20 protein-coding genes are annotated in these 17,874 nt (G+C 30.2%); 6 read left to right on the top strand and 14 right to left on the bottom strand.

Features of this window, described 5'->3' with window-relative positions; translation table 11 throughout:
* The first annotated feature begins 8 nt into the window (after nt 1-8).
* The gene (locus M6G78_RS05855) at nt 9-3,119 is read left to right on the top strand and encodes an FtsX-like permease family protein (RefSeq protein ID WP_253229859.1); all 3,111 of its coding nucleotides are present in this window, start codon (nt 9-11) and stop codon (nt 3,117-3,119) included.
* A gap of 79 nt (nt 3,120-3,198) precedes the next feature.
* On the opposite strand, the gene dnaJ is transcribed toward M6G78_RS05855, so the two are convergent.
* The 7 genes from dnaJ to M6G78_RS10275 form a co-directional block, all read right to left on the bottom strand.
* Complete coding sequence (dnaJ, locus tag M6G78_RS05850) at nt 3,199-4,338, bottom strand: molecular chaperone DnaJ (protein ID WP_138268104.1); 1,140 nt, start codon at nt 4,336-4,338, stop codon at nt 3,199-3,201.
* A 72-nt stretch (nt 4,339-4,410) separates the two neighbouring features.
* A complete protein-coding gene (gene dnaK, locus M6G78_RS05845) occupies nt 4,411-6,258 on the bottom strand; it encodes a molecular chaperone DnaK (protein WP_253229858.1) in 1,848 nt (615 codons plus the stop codon).
* A 25-nt stretch (nt 6,259-6,283) separates the two neighbouring features.
* A complete protein-coding gene (gene grpE / locus M6G78_RS05840; protein ID WP_138268102.1) occupies nt 6,284-6,907 on the bottom strand; it encodes a nucleotide exchange factor GrpE in 624 nt (207 codons plus the stop codon).
* 9 nt (nt 6,908-6,916) lie between these two features.
* Entirely contained in the window at nt 6,917-7,957 is a 1,041-nt protein-coding gene (gene hrcA, locus M6G78_RS05835; RefSeq protein WP_253229857.1) for a heat-inducible transcriptional repressor HrcA, read from the bottom strand.
* A 196-nt stretch (nt 7,958-8,153) separates the two neighbouring features.
* A complete protein-coding gene (locus tag M6G78_RS05830) occupies nt 8,154-8,915 on the bottom strand; it encodes an SDR family NAD(P)-dependent oxidoreductase (protein ID WP_253229856.1) in 762 nt (253 codons plus the stop codon).
* A gap of 31 nt (nt 8,916-8,946) precedes the next feature.
* Nucleotides 8,947-9,624: a Crp/Fnr family transcriptional regulator gene (locus tag M6G78_RS05825; protein ID WP_253229855.1), complete on the bottom strand. Its 678-nt coding sequence runs from the start codon at nt 9,622-9,624 to the stop codon at nt 8,947-8,949.
* A gap of 228 nt (nt 9,625-9,852) precedes the next feature.
* Nucleotides 9,853-9,978 (bottom strand): hypothetical protein, encoded by a 126-nt coding sequence (locus M6G78_RS10275; protein WP_256476278.1) that lies wholly within the window; start codon nt 9,976-9,978, stop codon nt 9,853-9,855.
* A gap of 127 nt (nt 9,979-10,105) precedes the next feature.
* On the opposite strand from M6G78_RS10275, the gene trxA reads away from it, so the two are divergent.
* On the top strand, nt 10,106-10,441 hold the full coding sequence (trxA, locus tag M6G78_RS05820; RefSeq protein WP_279222098.1) for a thioredoxin: 336 nt from the start codon (nt 10,106-10,108) through the stop codon (nt 10,439-10,441).
* A 61-nt stretch (nt 10,442-10,502) separates the two neighbouring features.
* On the opposite strand, the gene M6G78_RS05815 is transcribed toward trxA, so the two are convergent.
* Genes M6G78_RS05815 through M6G78_RS05805 form a run of 3 tightly spaced genes read right to left on the bottom strand, consistent with a single transcriptional unit; the run spans nt 10,503 to nt 12,246 of the window.
* Nucleotides 10,503-11,114: a M23 family metallopeptidase gene (locus M6G78_RS05815; protein ID WP_305883221.1), complete on the bottom strand. Its 612-nt coding sequence runs from the start codon at nt 11,112-11,114 to the stop codon at nt 10,503-10,505.
* 56 nt (nt 11,115-11,170) lie between these two features.
* Nucleotides 11,171-11,599 (bottom strand): hypothetical protein, encoded by a 429-nt coding sequence (locus tag M6G78_RS05810; RefSeq protein ID WP_253229854.1) that lies wholly within the window; start codon nt 11,597-11,599, stop codon nt 11,171-11,173.
* 44 nt (nt 11,600-11,643) lie between these two features.
* Nucleotides 11,644-12,246, bottom strand: coding sequence for an N-acetylmuramoyl-L-alanine amidase (locus tag M6G78_RS05805; RefSeq protein WP_253229853.1), 603 nt, complete (start codon nt 12,244-12,246; stop codon nt 11,644-11,646).
* 116 nt (nt 12,247-12,362) lie between these two features.
* Here M6G78_RS05805 and M6G78_RS05800 point away from each other — a divergent pair, with 116 nt between their 5' ends.
* The 4 genes from M6G78_RS05800 to M6G78_RS05785 all read left to right on the top strand — a co-directional run bounded on the left by M6G78_RS05800 (nt 12,363) and on the right by M6G78_RS05785 (nt 14,549).
* The gene (locus M6G78_RS05800; protein ID WP_253229852.1) at nt 12,363-12,875 is read left to right on the top strand and encodes a putative ABC transporter permease; all 513 of its coding nucleotides are present in this window, start codon (nt 12,363-12,365) and stop codon (nt 12,873-12,875) included.
* Nucleotides 12,876-12,949: 74 nt separating this feature from the next.
* Nucleotides 12,950-13,558 carry a GNAT family N-acetyltransferase gene (locus M6G78_RS05795; protein WP_253229851.1) on the top strand — a complete coding sequence of 203 codons (609 nt, stop codon included), beginning with the start codon at nt 12,950-12,952 and terminating at the stop codon, nt 13,556-13,558.
* 90 nt (nt 13,559-13,648) lie between these two features.
* A complete protein-coding gene (locus M6G78_RS05790) occupies nt 13,649-13,933 on the top strand; it encodes an autorepressor SdpR family transcription factor (protein WP_253229850.1) in 285 nt (94 codons plus the stop codon).
* Nucleotides 13,914-14,549, top strand: coding sequence for an SdpI family protein (locus M6G78_RS05785; RefSeq protein ID WP_253229849.1), 636 nt, complete (start codon nt 13,914-13,916; stop codon nt 14,547-14,549). Before M6G78_RS05790 ends, M6G78_RS05785 begins: the two co-directional genes overlap by 20 nt.
* A gap of 25 nt (nt 14,550-14,574) precedes the next feature.
* Here M6G78_RS05785 and M6G78_RS05780 read toward each other — a convergent pair whose 3' ends face one another.
* The 4 genes from M6G78_RS05780 to M6G78_RS05765 all read right to left on the bottom strand — a co-directional run bounded on the left by M6G78_RS05780 (nt 14,575) and on the right by M6G78_RS05765 (nt 17,860).
* On the bottom strand, nt 14,575-15,387 hold the full coding sequence (locus tag M6G78_RS05780) for an HAD-IIB family hydrolase (protein WP_253229848.1): 813 nt from the start codon (nt 15,385-15,387) through the stop codon (nt 14,575-14,577).
* Nucleotides 15,388-15,461: 74 nt separating this feature from the next.
* Nucleotides 15,462-16,265 carry an HAD family hydrolase gene (locus tag M6G78_RS05775; RefSeq protein WP_253229847.1) on the bottom strand — a complete coding sequence of 268 codons (804 nt, stop codon included), beginning with the start codon at nt 16,263-16,265 and terminating at the stop codon, nt 15,462-15,464.
* Nucleotides 16,266-16,267: 2 nt separating this feature from the next.
* Nucleotides 16,268-17,059 carry an HAD-IIB family hydrolase gene (locus tag M6G78_RS05770; RefSeq protein WP_253229846.1) on the bottom strand — a complete coding sequence of 264 codons (792 nt, stop codon included), beginning with the start codon at nt 17,057-17,059 and terminating at the stop codon, nt 16,268-16,270.
* 3 nt (nt 17,060-17,062) lie between these two features.
* Nucleotides 17,063-17,860, bottom strand: a complete 798-nt coding sequence (locus M6G78_RS05765) for a Cof-type HAD-IIB family hydrolase (RefSeq protein ID WP_253229845.1) — start codon at nt 17,858-17,860, stop codon at nt 17,063-17,065.
* Nucleotides 17,861-17,874: the final 14 nt, after the last annotated feature.

Below are 17,874 nucleotides of genomic sequence, written 5' to 3'. Positions count from 1 at the left end.
TGCCTTAAATGAAGACATTAATAAAAGACTTATTAAGAGAAATCAGACTTACAAAAAACAGATTTATATCCATTTTATTAATCACTCTTCTTGGAGTGTGCTTTTTTGTCGGGCTAAGAGTTATAGGACCTCAAATGGAGTATACGGCAAATAAATATTTTGAAGACACCAACTTGTACGATATAAGTTTTATGTCCACATATGGTTTTAGTAATAAAGACATAGAAGCAATAAAAAACGATAAAGGCACAAAAGATATTTTTGCCACATATTCAACAGATCTTCTTTTAGGTCATAACGACAAAAGCATTGTAGCTAAGGCTTATGGTATGCCAAACAAAGAAGATATTGTAATGATGGATTATGAACTTATAAGCGGAAGTTATCCAAAAGAATCAAATGAATGTGTAATATCAGATAATTATTTAAAAGCAAACAATTTAAAACTCGGAGATACTTTAAAAGTAGAAGATTATGAAAGCGTAAAAATTAAAGAAAAAGAACTAAAAATAGTAGGAACAGCAAGCTGGTCATATTACATTACCGATGATGATTACGGCTCTTCAAAACTTGGAGACGGAACAATAAACACATTCTTAATATTAAGTATGGATGCTTTTGACAGCGATTACTACACTGACTTATACGTAAATTTAAAATCAACTAAAGATATAAATTGTTTTAGTGAAGAATATGAACAAATCATTACTGATTACAAAGATAGAATAGAAGAAACAACATCTTTAAGAGAAACTCAAAGGTTACAAGAAGAAAAAGACAAAGCATATAAAGAAATAAACGATTCACAAAAAGAGCTGGACGAAAAGAAAAAAGATGCTTACAATGAATTATCCAGTGCCGAAGAGAAACTTAAAGACAGCACTTCTAAAATTTCTGATTCTAAAAATGAACTTGAAAGTCAGAAGTCAACTTTAAAAAACGAAATTGCAAACGCAAAAGCTGAACTAAATAAAAGCGAAAAAGAACTTGAAACTAAAGAAAAACAAATAAATTCCGCAAAAGCAGAATTAAAAACAGCAAAAGAGGAATTAGAAAAACAAGAAGAAGAATTTTATAACTATGTAGCTTCATTAACAGAAGAGGAAAAAGAAGCCTTAAAAGATATTCTTTCTAAACAAGAACAAGAATTAAAAGATGCAAAAACGGAATTAGAGACAAAAGAAAAAGAATTAAGCATCGCACAAACTCAAATCACAAACGCAAAAAAAGAAATTAAAAGCGGATACAGCGAAATAGAAAAACAAGAAAATACAGCAAACAAAGAATTTGCAAACGCATCTTACCAAATAACATCAGCACAAAAAGAAATTGACAGCGGATACAGCGAATACAACAAAAACAAAGAAAAAGCAGATGAAGAATTTGCAAATGCACAAAAGAAAATAGATGATGCAAAAGCAGAAGTTGAAGATATGGAAGAAGTTAAGTGGTATACACTTGACAGAAACACAAACGAAAGTTATTTTAGCTACGCAGAAAATTCAAAAAAAATAACATCAGTCGCAAAAGTATTTCCTTTAATATTCTTCCTCGTTGCAGCACTTGTATGCTTAACAACCATGACAAGAATGGTTGAAGAAAAAAGAACAGAACTTGGAATATTAAAAGCTTTGGGATTTGGCAAATTTGCCGTAAGCATGAAATTTATTGTTTATGCATTCCTTGCAAGTTTTATCGGCAGCATCATAGGACTTATCATAGGATTTACATTTGTTCCAAACATGATTTATGAAGCATATAGAATTTTATATAAAACACCTGAACTTATCCCTTTAATTTATCCTAACTACATCGTTATTTCTCTTGTAGTAGGTGTAATGTGTACGGTTCTCAGTGCTTATGTAGCTTGCAGTGCAGACTTAAGAGAAGTTGCAGCAAGTCTTCTTAGACCAAAAGTAATGAAAAGCGGAAGAAAAGCATTACTTGAAAGAATTCCTTTTATTTGGAACAAATTAAGCTTTAAATGGAAAATAACAATAAGAAATCTCATGAGATATAAGAAAAGACTTATAATGAGCGTTGTAGGAATCGGCGCATGCTGCGGACTTTTAATCGCAGGATTTGGGCTTAGATATTCAGTATCATCAATGATAGATTTACAATATACTCATGTAAGAAATTACAACATGGAAACATCTTTGGACAGCGATGTATCTACAAAAGAAATAAAAGAGATTGAACAGGAATTTAATAGTAACAGCGAAATAAAAGAAAGCAAACTATTCTATCAAGATACCTATGAAGTAGACGGAGATAAAAAAAGTTATAATTTCTCTTTAATGGTTCCGATAGATACTGATGCAATGAACAACTATATTTACTTAACCGACTACGAAACGGAACAAATCTTAACTCTTCCTGATAATGGCATTATAATAACCAGCAGATTAAGTGAAATAGCAGGAATAAAAAAAGGCGACACAATTAAAATAAAAGATATGAACGGAAAAGAATATCAAGCTTCTGTAGCAGGGGTAGTAAATAATTATATTTACCACTATGCATTCATCAGTAAAGATTATTATGAACAATTAACAAATGAAGATGTAAATGCAAATCTTATTTTATCAAGACTTACAAATAATGATGAAGAAACTTATGATGAGCTAAGTAAAGAAATTTTGAAAAACAAAAATATATTAAGTGTTGAATTTAATCAAAGAACGGCAGAAGGATTTTCTCAACAGCTCGACAGTTTGGATTTTGTTATTGTTGTAATAATTATCGCAGCAGGGATGTTAGCATTTATAGTAATGTTTAACCTTGATAATATTAATGTAAGTGAGAGATTTAGAGAAATTGCAACCATAAAAGTTTTAGGATTTTATAATAATGAAGTAAACTTATATATTGTAAGAGAAAATATTATACTTAATATAATCGGTATAATAGTAGGATGCTTAATAGGAAAATTCTTCCATCAATACCTTATGAACACAGTTGCTGTTGACTTCGTACAATTTTATAATGATATTTTAATATCAAGTTATATATATGGCGTAGTTCTTACGATTGTATTTGCGGTAATAGTAAATATTTTCTTAAACAGAACACTGAAAAAAATTAACATGGTAGAATCACTAAAAAGCGTAGAATAAAAAAAGAGAAGTTTAGAACTTCTCTTTTTTTATAATAGTCAAATTTTATAAAACAAAAAAGACTTCTAAAGAAGTCTTTTTATTTAAAGTTATCTTTTACCTTATCCCAGAAACTTTTATTTTGTTCATTGTTTTTATCACTTGAAAGTTCCCCGAATTCTCTTAACTTAGATTTTTGTTTTTCAGTTAAGTTCTTAGGAACTTCAACTTTTATTTCAACATATTGGTTACCTTTGCCAAAACCGTTGGCATTTTGAATACCTTTATTTTTAAGTTTAAATACTTGACCTGATTGTGTTCCTTCAGGAATTTTTAGTTTAACCTGTCCATCAACAGTAGGCACCATTATATGATCACCTAAAGCTGCTTGAACAAAAGTTATCGGTATTTTGCAATAAATATCGCTACCGTCTCTTGTAAATATTTGATGAGGTTTTACAGTTATGTAAATATATACATCTCCGTTAGGACCTCCGTTTTTACCGGCTTCACCTTCGCCTCTTAAAGGAAGAACACTTCCTGTATCAACACCTGCCGGAATTCTAATTGAAATAACTCTTTCTTTTCTTACAGTACCGCTACCGGAACATGTAGGACAAGGTTTAATAATTTTCTTACCTGTACCATTACATTCACTACAAGTTTTTACTGTTTGAACAGTTCCAAACAAGCTTTGTTGAGTTACTCTTACTTGACCTGTTCCATGACAAGTTTCACATGTTTTAATGTCAGCATCATTTACTGCACCCCTGCCTGCACAGGTTTCACAAGTTTCTGTTCTTTTTAATTTGATTTCTTTTTTACATCCAAAAATTGCGTCATTAAAAGATATTGAAAGATTAACTCTTAAATCTCTACCTTTTTGACGAGCATTTTGTCTATTTGCACCTGAAGAAAATCCGCCGCCAAACATTGAACCGAAGATATCACCAAACATATCTTCAAATCCACCAAATCCGGCACCGCCAAAACCGGCTCCACCGCCCATGTTTGGGTCAAAAGCAGCATGACCGAATTGATCGTATTTGGCTTTTTTATCAGCATCAGATAAAACTTCATAAGCTTCGTTTATTTCTTTAAACTTTTCTTCTGCTTCTTTATCACCAGGATTTCTGTCAGGATGATATTTCATAGCAAGTTTTCTATATGCTTTCTTTATATCAGCTTCGCTGGCACTTTTATCTACGCCCAAAACCTCGTAATAATCCCTTTTTGCCATTATTATCTACTCCCTTTTAAATTTGAAAAGCACCCTGCAAAGTATTTACTTAGCAGGGTGAAGTTGTTTTAATTATTTATCGTCATCATCTACTACTTCATAATCTGCATCAACAACATTATCATCTTGTTTTCCAGCACCGCTTGTACCTTGAGCATTTGCACCTGCGTTTTGTTGGTTAGCTTGATCAGCATATAATTTTTCTGCTATTGGATATAAAGCTTCACTTAATTTTTCTGTTGCTTTTTTAATTGCTTCTGTATCAGAACCTTCTAATTTTTCTTTTAAGTCTTTAATTGCATCTTCAACAGGAGCTTTTTCTGTATCTGTTACTTTATCGCCAAGATCTTTTAATGTCTTTTCAGCATTGTAAACTGCTGCATCGGCGTTATTTCTTGTATTAATTTCTTCTTCTTTTGCTTTATCTTCGTTAGCATATTGTTCAGCTTCTTTTACAGCTTTATCAATTTCTTCTTTAGACATGTTAGAAGAAGATTGGATTACAACGTTTTGTTCTTTTCCTGTACCTAAATCTTTTGCTGTAACATTAACGATACCATTAGCATCAATATCAAATGTTACTTCGATTTGTGGTACTCCTCTTGGAGCTGCAGGAATTCCTGTAAGTTGGAATCTACCTAATGTTTTATTATCGGCAGCCATTCCTCTCTCCCCTTGAAGAACATGAATATCTACTGCTGTTTGACCATCTGCAGCTGTTGAGAATACTTGGCTTTTCTTTGTTGGAATAGTTGTGTTTCTGTCGATTAATTTAGTGAATACTCCACCAAGAGTTTCAATACCAAGTGATAATGGAGTTACATCAAGAAGTAATACGTCTTGAACATCCCCTGCAAGTACACCACCTTGAATAGCAGCACCAATTGCTACACATTCATCAGGGTTGATACCTTTATCAGCTTCTTTTCCTGTGATTCTCTTAACAGCTTCTTGAACTGCCGGAATTCTTGTTGAACCACCAACAAGTACTACTTTATGAATATCGCTTGCTGATAAACCAGAGTCAGCGATTGCTTTTCTTACTGGTTCCATTGTTGCTTCAACAAGGTCTGCTGTAAGTTCATCAAACTTAGCTCTTGTTAAAGTTACGTCTAAATGTTTAGGACCAGCTGCGTCCATTGTAATGAATGGAATATTGATTTGAGCTGTTGTTTTACTTGAAAGTTCAATCTTAGCTTTTTCAGCACTTTCTTTAAGTCTTTGCATTGCCATTTTATCGCCGCTTAAATCAATACCGTTAGCTTTTTTGAATTCAGAAATTAGATATTCAATGATTTTATTATCAAAGTCATCCCCACCTAAGTGGTTATTACCATTTGTTGCTTTAACTTCAAATACGCCATCAGCAAGTTCCAAGATAGATACATCGAATGTACCACCACCAAGGTCGAAAATCATAACTGTTTGATTTTCTTCTTTATCAAGACCATAAGCAAGAGCTGCTGCTGTTGGTTCGTTGATAATTCTTAAAACTTCAAGACCTGCGATTTTACCAGCGTCTTTTGTTGCTTGTCTTTGAGCATCTGTAAAGTAAGCAGGAACTGTAATAACTGCTTTAGAAACAGTTTGTCCTAAATAACTTTCAGCATCTTTTTTCAATTTTTGTAATACAAAAGCTGAAATTTCTTGTGGTGTATATTTTTTACCATCAATATCAACTTTATAATCGCTTCCCATATGTCTTTTAATTGAAGCAACTGTTTTTTCTGGGTTTGTAACTGCTTGGTTTTTAGCTACTTGACCAATTAATCTTTCTCCGTCATTTGTAAATGCTACTACTGATGGAGTAGTTCTTGCGCCTTCTGCATTAGCTATAACAACAGCTTCCCCACCTTCTAATACTGCTACACATGAATTTGTTGTACCTAAATCGATACCTATAATTTTTTCTTTACTCATTTTAAATCTCTCCTTTTTATAAAATCTATTTTAACTTATTAACTTTGACCATAGCCGGTCTTAAGACTTTTTCTTTATAAACATATCCGTCTTGAAAAACTTCAAGAACAATATTATCTTCTTTATCTTCAACCTTGTCAACTGCTACCGCATTGTGTTTGTTTGGATCAAATGCGGTATCAATAGCTTCGATTGTCTCAATTCCTTCACTTTTTAACAGTTCACTTAATTGAGTGAATATCATGTTAACACCTGCATAAAAACCGCTTTCTTTATCCTCCTCACTTTCAAGAGCTCTTTTGAAGTTGTCAATTATAGGAAATAAGCCTTCTGCGAATTTAGATGTTGAATAAATAATCATTGCCTCTCTGTCTTTTGCAGCTCTTTTCTTATAATTATCAAAATCGGCTAAAATTCTAAGATAGCTCTCATTTAATTTATTATATTTTTCTTCAAAGCTCTCTTCTTTCTTTTCTTCTTTAACTTCTTCTTTTTCCTCTATTGTTTCATTTACTTTTTCTTCTTTTATCTGTTCTTTGTTTTCTTCTTTCTTCACTTCTTTTTCTTCATCTTTCATATTTTTTTGTTTTTCTTTTTCTTCTTTTTCTTTTCTAAGCTCATTTATATCTTTAATATTACCATTATCCATTTAGCTACCTCACTTTTCAAATATTTTTGAAATATGCTTTGTCAGTTCATCACTTAAAACATCAAGTGTTGAAATAGCATAATCGTAATTCATCCTTGTAGGACCAATAACACCAATTGTTCCTATTGTTTTGCCGTTTAATTTATAATCGGCAGTTATAATCGAACAATCACTAAAGTCCTCAACTTTGTTTTCATTACCTATAACTATATGAATATCTTTATCATCATCCACAGCAGATAGTATTGCATTTTCCAATGTATCTTTGCTGTTTACAGAATCAATAAAGTGTTTAGCTTTTTCCAAATCCTCAAATTCCGGATAGTTTAATATTTTGCTTACTCCTTTAGAATAAATCTTTGAAGAATGCGCCTTTTCAACCAAACTTCTAAATACAGGCATTATTTCCGATAAAATTCTGTTTTCATCTTCACTTAAACCGTCAATTGCTTTACCTAGAAGTTCAATTACTTCATTTGCAGGTCTGTTTCTTATTATTGAAATAAGGAAATTATTTATTTTTTCTAGCTGCTCTAAAGTAACGCTGTCTTTTAACCTTATCTCTGCATTTTTGATAAGACCTTCTTTTGTTACAACGATAATCATGACTCTTTTTTCTTCAATGTAAACAAGTTTTACGTCTTTTACATTTAAAGATGAAAGTCTTGGAGCCATAACAAGAGAAGTATAATTCGTCATTTTAGTAAGAATATTAAGTGTTTGTTCTATTGTTTTATTAAGTTCAAACATATAATTTTCATACTCAGCTTTAACAACATCTCTTATTTTTTCATCTAAAGCATTTTTCTTCATAAAGTTATCGACATATAATCTATATGCCGTAGTAGAAGGAATTCTACCCGCAGAAGTATGAGGTTTTATTAATAAGCCCATATCTTCCAAATCGGACATTTCATTTCTGATAGTTGCAGAAGATACACCAAGCTTATATTTTTTTTCAAGAGTTCTTGAACCAACAGGTTCTGCTGTTTTAATATAATCATGTATTATTGCATTTAAAATAATAAACTTTCTATCTTCCCAGTTCATTTTCCTTTCTCCTTCTTATTAGCACTCTTTAAACATGAGTGCTAACACTGTCATAAATATACCACCACGACTATACTTTGTCAATAGATTATTTAAATTTATTTTCTATTTTTAATGAAATTTTAATATTACAAAATGATTTATTTAAAACTTATATAATTCATTTATAAAAACAAAAAAACTCCCATAAGGAGTTTTATTTTGCATATGTTCTTGCACCATCCATAAGGATAATTTCGCCGCTTACATAAGTTGCCATATCACTTGATAAGAATGCTGCCATATAAGCTACATCTTCAGGAGTACCAAGTCTTCCAACAGGAACAGTAGCGATTTTTTTCTTTGTCATTTCTTCATCAAACTTATTTAACTGTTCTGTTTTTATAAGAGAAATTGCAAGAGTATTACATCTTATATTTTCACTGCCATATTGAACAGCCATATATCTCGTAAGTCCCATAAGCCCTGCCTTAGCAGAAGAATACTGAGGGCCTCCGCCCATACCTGAATACATTGCAGAAGAACCTATATTTATTATACTTCCTCCACCGGCTTCTTTTAATAAATCCAAACCGCCTGCCATTATAGAATAAAAAGAACCGTATAAGTTTGATTTTAATACACTGTCAAGATATTCAGGGGTAAGCTCATCAATTTCAAATACCTTAGAGCCACCCGCATTATTTATAATAATATCAAGTTTACTAAACTTATTTTTAACATCCGATAGAACTTCTTTCATCTGCTCAAAATTACCAACATCACATTTATAGCATAAAGCTTTTCTTCCCATATCCTCTATTTCTCTTACTACTTCCATTGCTGCTTCATCTCTTGAAAGATAAGTAAAAGCTACATCTGCTCCACAATCTGCTAATGTAAGACAAATAGCTTTTCCAACGCCTCTGCTTCCTCCTGTAATAAAAGCTTTTTTTCCTGTTAAATCAATTTGCAACATATCTTTTCTCCTATGTATTTATATATTATTATTAATTTCCCTCACTAATACCGTAAAGACCTTTTTCATCAACTACCTCAATACCACCTCTATATAACTTTATGTACCCACAAGAAACAAAATGTTTAAGCATTCTGCTTACAACTTCCCTGGCACTTCCTAGGTGATTTGCAATTTGTTCATGAGTCATATTTAGTTTTTTATCATCGTTCATATGGTAAAGAACAAACTCAGCAAGCCTTTGGTCAAACTTCTTAAACATAACTTGTTCTAAAAGCCACATCACATCAGAAAATCTTGAAGCCATTATTTCATTTATATAATTTGAGAAAACTAAAGACTCTTTTGAAATCCTATTATATATAATTGTAGGAATTATTATGACTTCGCTTTCTTCCATCGCATCTATAAACACATCAATTGAGATATCTTTCATGACACAAGATGCAGACATTAAACAAATATCCATATCATTTAGATAATAAAGGCTTATTTCTCTTCCACTCTCAGAAACCATATATGCTCTAAGCTTACCTTTTTTTATAAGTACCAAACCAAGACAGCTTACATCATTGTCATGAACAATATCACTTTGTTTAAATGTTTTATATTCAATATTGTTTAAAATAAGATTTTTATGTTTTTCGTCCATTTTATCCCATACGGGAATTAAATCATAAAGAGCTTCTTCTATATTATTTGTTTCCATTTTCTTTCCCTTTTTATTTTTCTTCTTTTAATTTTTTACGACTTCCATATTTTCACTATCTTTTATATTAACACTCTTCTTTACTACACCTTCATAATTTCCTTTAAAAGTTATATAAAAATCTATACTTTTATCTGTTATCTCTTTTTTAATAACATAATCAATATCTTTTGTAAGAGTAAGTTGTTTACATTTATTATGTAGATATAAAAATCTACATTCTCAGCGCTATTCCATTTGAAGTAACAACATAATCTTTTTCATCTCTATTTTGATTTTCATTTGCAAAATATATACAACACCTACATTTAATATTAAAAATAAAGTTAAAAGTGTTACTAATAATCTTTTCATATCTTTCTTTGCCAATTATTATTATTTTATTTTATAAAACATTATTATGTCAATAAATTTATAAATTTCATCTCTATGTGACTTAGTCACTGTATTATATTTTTATTTATTTATAATATAATCAAAGATAAGAAAAGAGGTAAATAAAATGAGTGTAATGAATTTAACAAATAAAACATTTAAAAGTGAAATTAATGATGACAAATTGGTAGTAGTAGATTTCTGGGCTCCATGGTGCGGACCTTGCCAAGCTTTTTCACCTATAATTGATGAAGTAAGCGAAGAAATGGATGATGTAAAAATATGCAAGGTAAACGTTGATGAAGAAAGAATGCTTGCAATGAAAAATAGAGTAATGTCAATTCCTACATTATTAATTTACAAAAATGGAAAACAAGTAGAAAGATCTCAAGGCAGACTTTCAAAAAATGAATTAGTAGAACTGATTAACTCATTAAAATAATATATATATTCCCCTAAAAAATAAAATTGTTTGTAAAAAAAAAAGAGCTTATGCTCTTTTTTTATTCATAATCAACAAATATAAGAGGATTTATACAATCTTTAACATCTGAAGATGTCCTTATTTCAAAATGCAGATGATGCCCCGTAGAGGAGCCTGGATTCTTATCTTTTTTAGGATCTCCCCCTTCTTTTCCTATCACATCTCCCTGCTTTACTTTCTGCCCTTTTTTTACACTTATTTTTGATAGATGAGCATAAAAAGAATATATGTCATACTCATGTTTTATTTTTATGTAATTTCCATACCCTTCTTTATCACACCCCACTTCAACAACTTCTCCGTCTGCCGTTGCTTTTATGTCATCATGCCACTTTGCTCCAATATCAATACCGTTATGTTTTGTTTTTTTACCTGTTATTGGGTGAATTCTATAAGAAAATTCACTTGTAATTACTCCCTCTACAGGTTTAATAAAATCAGATTTTTCAGCCTTATATTCTATAAGGTTTGTTTCGTTTTTACTTATAATATAATTTTTATTAAATAGATAGAATATTGTATCAATATCATTTAAAACAGGATATAAAATAATAAAAGTAAAAAATAAATTTAAAATAAAATATAATACTTTTTTATAAAATTTTCTTTTAATATTTAATTTTCTTCTCATCAATTAAATATATGAAATAAAAATTTAATTATACTAAAAAACAGGCATAGCCTGTTTTATAAATACTTTTTAAGTTCATAAAAATTCTGTTCTTCTATTTCAAGAAGTTCTTTTGCTAAAGCAACAACTCTTTTGTCGCTGTCTTTATAATCTCTTATTTTCTTTGTTATTTGAACTATTCCCATCGTACTTCCCTGCATCATCATTCCCGCAAGATGTTCAACAGATTTATCCTTTATTGTTTCCATTTTTATCATTAAATAACTTTGAAGTTCTGAAAAATAAGATAAATCTTTTACTTCCTTGCCCATATCATTCATTACTTTTATTACTTTTTTAACAAAAGCATCATAAGTTTCTTTCTCATGAACAAGTTCGTCTCTAAATCTTAAATCTTCGTTAACATCTATTAAGTCTTCAATAGATGTTGAACCCATTTTTGCATTTTTATAAATAAATTCCAATAATTTAATTGTGTTATCCATACTAACTTCCTTTTTTATTTTATTATTAAAAAAGAAAGCAATTTTTATTCATAATATTTTCCGTTATATTTATTTTTTAAAAAATCAATATTTTCTTTACTGTCTCCAACATAAGGTATATTAAAATAATCAAGTATACCTTTAGCAATACCTACACCGTATTCATATATATTATTTATGATAAAATCGCTGTCTTCTGGATTATCATGAAAAGCAACTTCCATAAGCACCGCAGGAGATACTGTTTTTCTAAGTTCATACATTCCTTTTCCGTTAAAGGTTAAATACCCCTCTTTTACGCCCAAATCATCAGTAGGTGTTAACATTTCAAGATAAGGATAAATATCCCTTGCAAGTTTTTCACCTTCACCGCCAAACCTGTGAGCATAGATTTCAGCACCTCTGGCTTCTCCATTTGAAGCATTAGAATGTATTGCAACATGAACTCTAGGATTAACACTGTTTGAATCTTCTACAACTTGGGCAAGAGTCATATTAGGAGAATTTCTTGCCGTTACAAGCCCATGCCTGTTAAGTTCGTATTCCACAATATCTGCAATCTCGTTCATCCTTGCTTCTTCACTTCCATATCCGTCATAACCTAAATTAAAATGTTGCACTGACGGAGAAATATATACATCTACCATATTTACCTCCAAAATAATATCCTTCAAAATATACTATGAAAAAAATTTCTTTTTGTTTATTCTTTTTCGTATTTTTTATTTAGTTTTACACATTATAAAAAATAAAAGGTATTTTTATGAATTTCTTTACAACAATTCTTTTTATATTTATATATAGTTTTCTTGGATTTATTTATGAGACATTAATTAATTTAAAAAACAAAGTTCCAATTAACTCAAGAGGATTTCTTTACGGTCCTTTAAGACCCATTTACGGTTTTGGATGTATTCTTCTTATATTAGTTTTTTATAATTTCCATATAGATACTCTTCCATTATTTTTTCTTGTTGGATTTTTTTCATGCACCATAGAATATATTAGCTCTTACATTTTAGAAAAAAAATTTGATAAAAAATACTGGGATTATTCAAATAACCTATTTAACTTAGACGGCAGAGTTTGCGTTCTTGGTTTCATTGTATTTGGAGTTTTTGGGCTTTTTCTGCTTAACTTTCTTCATCCAATTTTACTGGAAATTGTAAAAGAAAACTTATCTCAAAGAGCCATAGTATATGCTGTATTTACTCTCTTATTTTTTACTACAATTGATTTGATATTAAGTCTATATAACATTAAACATTCAAATTGAGTTAATTTAAAATTGACTATATTATTTATTTAATTTAAAATAGATAATTATTATAAACTAAGAAGGTATTATAAATGGACAAATTAAACATAAGACAAGTTACAATTGAAGATACAAAAGACATTCTTAAAATATACGAACCTTATATATTAAATACTCCCATTACTTTTGAATATGACGTACCAAGTATTAAGGAATTTGAAGAAAGAATAAGAAAAATAACAAGTAAATATCCTTATTTGGTATGTGAAGAAAACAATGAAATTATAGGGTATGCTTATGCAAGTGAATACAAAGGAAGAAAAGCCTATGACTACACGGTAGAACTGTCTATATATATAAAAGAGGGATATAATAAAAAAGGCATAGGAAAAAATTTATACATGGCATTAATAGAAATACTAAAAAAACAAAACTTTAAAATAGTATATGCCTGTATAACCGTACATAAAACACTGGGAAGTAATAAATTCCATGAAAAATTAGGATTTAAAGAAATAGGATTTTTTGAAAAAAGTGGGTATAAAGATAATAACTGGTATGACACAGCATGGTATAGCTTAGAAATTGGCAAATTTGAAAAACATCCTAAAGCCATTATCCCTATAAATGAATTAGATAATAAAGAAAAAGATAAAATAATACAAAAATACAATAATATTTTAAACAAGAGAACTATTTAGAAAATTTTCTAAATAGTTCTTGACTTTTTTATAGGAAAGATATAATATCTATTTAGAAAAATATCTAAATAGAAGAAAGGAGATAACAAAGTGAGTTTTGCAAATACACTAAAGGCACTGTCCGATCCGGTTAGAAGAGATATTCTTGTAATGCTTAAAGACGGCAGAATGTCGGCAGGAGAAATTGCTTCCAAGTTCGATATGACTGCTGCAACGGTATCCTATCATTTATCAAAATTAAAACAAGCGGATTTAATATTCGGAACAAAATATAAAAACTTTATTTACTACGATATAAACACATCTGTATTTGAAGAATTAATGTTGTGGTTATCTCAGTTCAGCGGAGGAAAAGATGAAAATAAAAATAAATAAAGAAATAATCCTTTCAACAATATGTTGTTTTATACCTACAATTTTATGTATTTTTGTATACGACAAACTTCCAGGAAGTCTGCCAATACATTTTGACGCATCAGGAAATCCCGACGGATATGTATCAAAAGAAATATTTATCTTTGTAATGCCTTTCGTTTATGCTGCTTTAAACTTACTGGTAAATGTATTTATAAATAATGACCCAAAAAGAAAAAATGCTTCAAAGGTTATATTTACATTAAGTAAATGGATAATACCGATACTAACAATACTATTTTGTTTTATATCTATATTATCTGCTCTTTATGAAAATATAAATACATCAACTTTTGTTCTCGCATTAATGGGCCTGGTGTTTATCATTATCGGAAACTACCTTCCAAAATGCAAACAAAATTACACAATGGGAGTAAAACTACCATGGACATTAAACAGTGAAGAAAACTGGAATAAAACTCATAGGTTATCTGGCTTCATATGGGTTATAGCGGGAATAATTCAAATTGCATCGGCATTCTTCAGATTACCTCAAGCTATTTTCTTAACTAGTGTTGCCGTAATGGTAATAGTACCAATTGCATACTCATTTATTTTATATAAAAAAGGAATATAAAAAAGAACGCATATGCGTTCTTTTTTTAAACTAATTTAAGTTTATTTTCATCTTTTAAAATATACTTATAAACAGCATAAGCAAATGCATTTTCATTATTTGTTCTAGGCAACACTATATTTGCTCTCTGTTTTGTTTTTTCATCACTGTTTTTTACTGCAAATGCATATTTTGATATATCAAACATATATGTATCTACTTCTTGATCTCCAATACTTGCAACTTCTTCACTAGTTATTCCATATTCATCCATTAAGACTTTTAAGCCGTTTGCTTTGTTAAGTCCGTCAGGCATATAACTTACACAAGAACCAAAAGGTCTTGCAGTCGTATAAACTCCTTTAGGTGCAAGGCTTCTTAGATAAGGAACATCCTCTTCGTTGTTTCTTACAACTGCTACTCTGCAGCATTTATCAAGAGAAAGAGTATCTCCTTCACAAGCCATTTTCAAAGTATGGAATCTTTTTATATGATTCATAAGCTTTTCATCTGCATTCTCATACATTATTCCGTCTTTATGGAAACAGAAAAACCCTCTGTTTTCCCTTCTTAGAATCTTTATAAAGTTATCATAATCTTCTTTATTAAAGTAAGAAATAAGTTCATTTTCTCCTTTTACATCAAGAATTAAAGCGCCGTTTACGGCAACGTGTTTAACATCTTCAAGACCTAAATCATGAATATGTTCTCTCATTAAAACTTCTGTTCTACCTGAATTTATAACTACCTTAACTCCTGCATCTACAAGGTCTCTTACTGCCTGTATGTTTTCTTTTGACATATTATCATTCTTATCCAAGAAAGTATCATCCATATCTACTGCGAATAATTTTATCATTTTTTCCTCCATAAAATTAATAGCCATAACATTAAGCCATGGCTATTATACCGAATTTATTTATTTTTTTCTACTTAAATCTTCGATAATTTATCTTCGTCTTTTAATAAATATTTATAAATCGCATATGCAACACCGTTTTCGTTGTGACTTCTTGGAAGAACTATATCAGCAGCTTCTCTTGCAAAATCATCGCAATTACTTACTGCAAAAGAATATCCACAGTTATTGAACATATCAAGATCACTTTCTTGATCCCCTATACATGCAACATCCTTTTTATCTATTCCATATTCCTTTAATACAAGTTCTAACCCTGAAAATTTATTTAATCCTATTGGCATATAATCCAAAATACCGCTATTTGCAGTTGAATATAAACCTTCAGGACATATACTTCTTACATATGCAAGCTCTTTTTCATCACCATAATATGTATTTACTCTAGGACACTGAGGAATACTCATAACATCCCCTTTAATAAGAGCCTTTGCAGAGTGGAAATACTCAACTTGAGGTCTAAGTTTATCCACATGTTCATACATAAGCCCTCCATCACAGTAACAGAAAAATTCTCTATTTTCACTTCTTAATCTTTCTATAAGGTTTACATATGTATCCCTGTCAATGTATTTAGAAAATTCATTTTTTCCATTTAAATCAAGAACTAATGCACCATTTACTCCTACATGTTTATTTTTTTCAAGTCCAAGTTCTAATATTACATCTTTAAGAGTAGGTTCACTTCTTCCCGAAGCAATAACAACCTTAACACCACTTTCCTCTAAATCTCTTATAGCCTGTTTGTCTTCTTTTGAAATTATATTACCGTCCCTAAGTAAAGTATCATCTAAATCCACCGCAAATAATTTAATCATGTTTATTCTCCTAAAAAGTATTTTTCTATTACATAACTTATTGCATCTTCTTCATTTGTTTTATCAATAACTACTTTTGCAGCTTCTTTTGCTTCGTCTACTGCATTTTTAACCGCTATTCCAAGGGGTGCATCCCTAAGCATTTGAAGGTCATTCCCTCCGTCTCCCACACATACTATTTTTTCTTCATCAATCCCAAACTCTTTTGCAAGTCTTTTTGCCCCTTGAAACTTTCCTTCTCCCCTTACAAAGAATATTACAAAACCATTTCCCTCTCCCGTTTCTATAACATCATTCCCCCATGAACGCATCATCTTCCTTTGTTCTTCATTATTAATAAGACCATACATTAAGAATATATTTTCTACATCATAAGGTGTATAATCAACATCAATTACAGGATATCCATGTTCATACTTATCCATAACATCAACAAGTTTATAACTGTGATTATGAAATATTCCATCTAAACTAAGTACATTTGATTCTATATTATTTACCTTTAATAAATCTAAAATCCTTTTAACTTCATCTTTGGGAATAAAATTGTACACTTTTCTGTATCCGTCTAAATTAAAAACACTAAGTCCATTATGAGCAAGATGTTTTTGATCACTAAGCCCTACCATTTTTATTACATCTTTCATTGTTGGCTCTGCTCTCCCACTGGCAAGAGCAACTTTACCGCCACTATTTATAAGTTTTCTAAGTGCATCTTTATTCTTTTTAGAAATCGTTCCGTCATCTTTTAATAGTGTATCGTCAAGATCTGTAATAAGCAATTCGTACTTCAATGTCTATTCTCCTAAAATATATTTATCTATTACATAAGCCACAGCATCTTCATCACAACTTTGTTCTAAAACTACATCTGCAACCTCTTTTAAATCATCTGTTGCATTTGCCACAGCAACTCCAAGACCTGCATATTTTACATTTGTATAATCATTACCTTGGTCTCCCATTACAATAACTTCATCCATAGAAATTCCAAGTTTTTCTGCTATTGCTTTTGTTCCTTCTATTTTTGTAACATTATAAGGCATCATATCAAAAAAGTTAGGATCAGGTACTACACCTTGCATTTCACCTTCTTTTTCAAGTCCTTTTACAAATTCATATTCTTCATCATCATGAAAATATGCACTTACTTTGTATACTCCTTTTATATCTCTGATATTACCTATTCTTGATTTTGTAACAGGGAAGTATATTTTTATTCCCTTTGCAATTACATCATCGCCCTCTTCATAAACAAAATCAAAGTTTTCACTGGAGAAAACTCCACATTCTATATTTTTATATTTAAGTTTATCTATTAAATCAAGATAAAAATCTCTGTTAAATTCTTTTATTATTTTTCTATCATTACCTTTAAATATTCCTGCACCGTTATCGGAAACGTGATAATTATCTTCTATACCTATTTGTTTTGCAAAGTATAAAACATCAAGTGCAGGTCTTCCGCTGGCAAGAGAAACCATTACACCCTTATCCATACACTTTTTTATGGCTTTTAGGTTCTTCTTTGATATACTTTTATCTGTGCATAAAAGCGTATTATCAACATCCATTACAATAAGTTTATATTTCATAAAATCCTCCCTAA

The sequence above is a fragment of the Anaerofustis sp. NSJ-163 genome, from assembly GCF_024135845.1.
Lineage (GTDB): Bacteria > Bacillota > Clostridia > Eubacteriales > Anaerofustaceae > Anaerofustis > Anaerofustis butyriciformans.
This window is presented reverse-complemented; position numbering and strand designations above follow the sequence as displayed.

What these genes read in the sequence shown, in the direction of transcription:
- M6G78_RS05800 (WP_253229852.1), top strand. Translation starts at nt 12,363, where the DNA reads ATGAATTTCTTTACAACAATTCTTTTTATATTTATATATAGTTTTCTT.
- M6G78_RS05855 (WP_253229859.1), top strand. Translation starts at nt 9, where the DNA reads ATGAAGACATTAATAAAAGACTTATTAAGAGAAATCAGACTTACAAAA.
- M6G78_RS05805 (WP_253229853.1), bottom strand. Translation starts at nt 12,246, where the DNA reads ATGGTAGATGTATATATTTCTCCGTCAGTGCAACATTTTAATTTAGGT.
- hrcA (WP_253229857.1), bottom strand. Translation starts at nt 7,957, where the DNA reads ATGAACTGGGAAGATAGAAAGTTTATTATTTTAAATGCAATAATACAT.
- grpE (WP_138268102.1), bottom strand. Translation starts at nt 6,907, where the DNA reads ATGGATAATGGTAATATTAAAGATATAAATGAGCTTAGAAAAGAAAAA.
- M6G78_RS05810 (WP_253229854.1), bottom strand. Translation starts at nt 11,599, where the DNA reads ATGGATAACACAATTAAATTATTGGAATTTATTTATAAAAATGCAAAA.
- dnaK (WP_253229858.1), bottom strand. Translation starts at nt 6,258, where the DNA reads ATGAGTAAAGAAAAAATTATAGGTATCGATTTAGGTACAACAAATTCA.
- M6G78_RS05795 (WP_253229851.1), top strand. Translation starts at nt 12,950, where the DNA reads ATGGACAAATTAAACATAAGACAAGTTACAATTGAAGATACAAAAGAC.
- M6G78_RS10275 (WP_256476278.1), bottom strand. Translation starts at nt 9,978, where the DNA reads ATGAAAAGATTATTAGTAACACTTTTAACTTTATTTTTAATATTAAAT.
- M6G78_RS05785 (WP_253229849.1), top strand. Translation starts at nt 13,914, where the DNA reads ATGAAAATAAAAATAAATAAAGAAATAATCCTTTCAACAATATGTTGT.
- dnaJ (WP_138268104.1), bottom strand. Translation starts at nt 4,338, where the DNA reads ATGGCAAAAAGGGATTATTACGAGGTTTTGGGCGTAGATAAAAGTGCC.
- M6G78_RS05765 (WP_253229845.1), bottom strand. Translation starts at nt 17,860, where the DNA reads ATGAAATATAAACTTATTGTAATGGATGTTGATAATACGCTTTTATGC.
- M6G78_RS05825 (WP_253229855.1), bottom strand. Translation starts at nt 9,624, where the DNA reads ATGGAAACAAATAATATAGAAGAAGCTCTTTATGATTTAATTCCCGTA.
- M6G78_RS05775 (WP_253229847.1), bottom strand. Translation starts at nt 16,265, where the DNA reads ATGATTAAATTATTTGCGGTGGATTTAGATGATACTTTACTTAGGGAC.
- M6G78_RS05780 (WP_253229848.1), bottom strand. Translation starts at nt 15,387, where the DNA reads ATGATAAAATTATTCGCAGTAGATATGGATGATACTTTCTTGGATAAG.
- M6G78_RS05830 (WP_253229856.1), bottom strand. Translation starts at nt 8,915, where the DNA reads ATGTTGCAAATTGATTTAACAGGAAAAAAAGCTTTTATTACAGGAGGA.
- M6G78_RS05815 (WP_305883221.1), bottom strand. Translation starts at nt 11,114, where the DNA reads ATGAGAAGAAAATTAAATATTAAAAGAAAATTTTATAAAAAAGTATTA.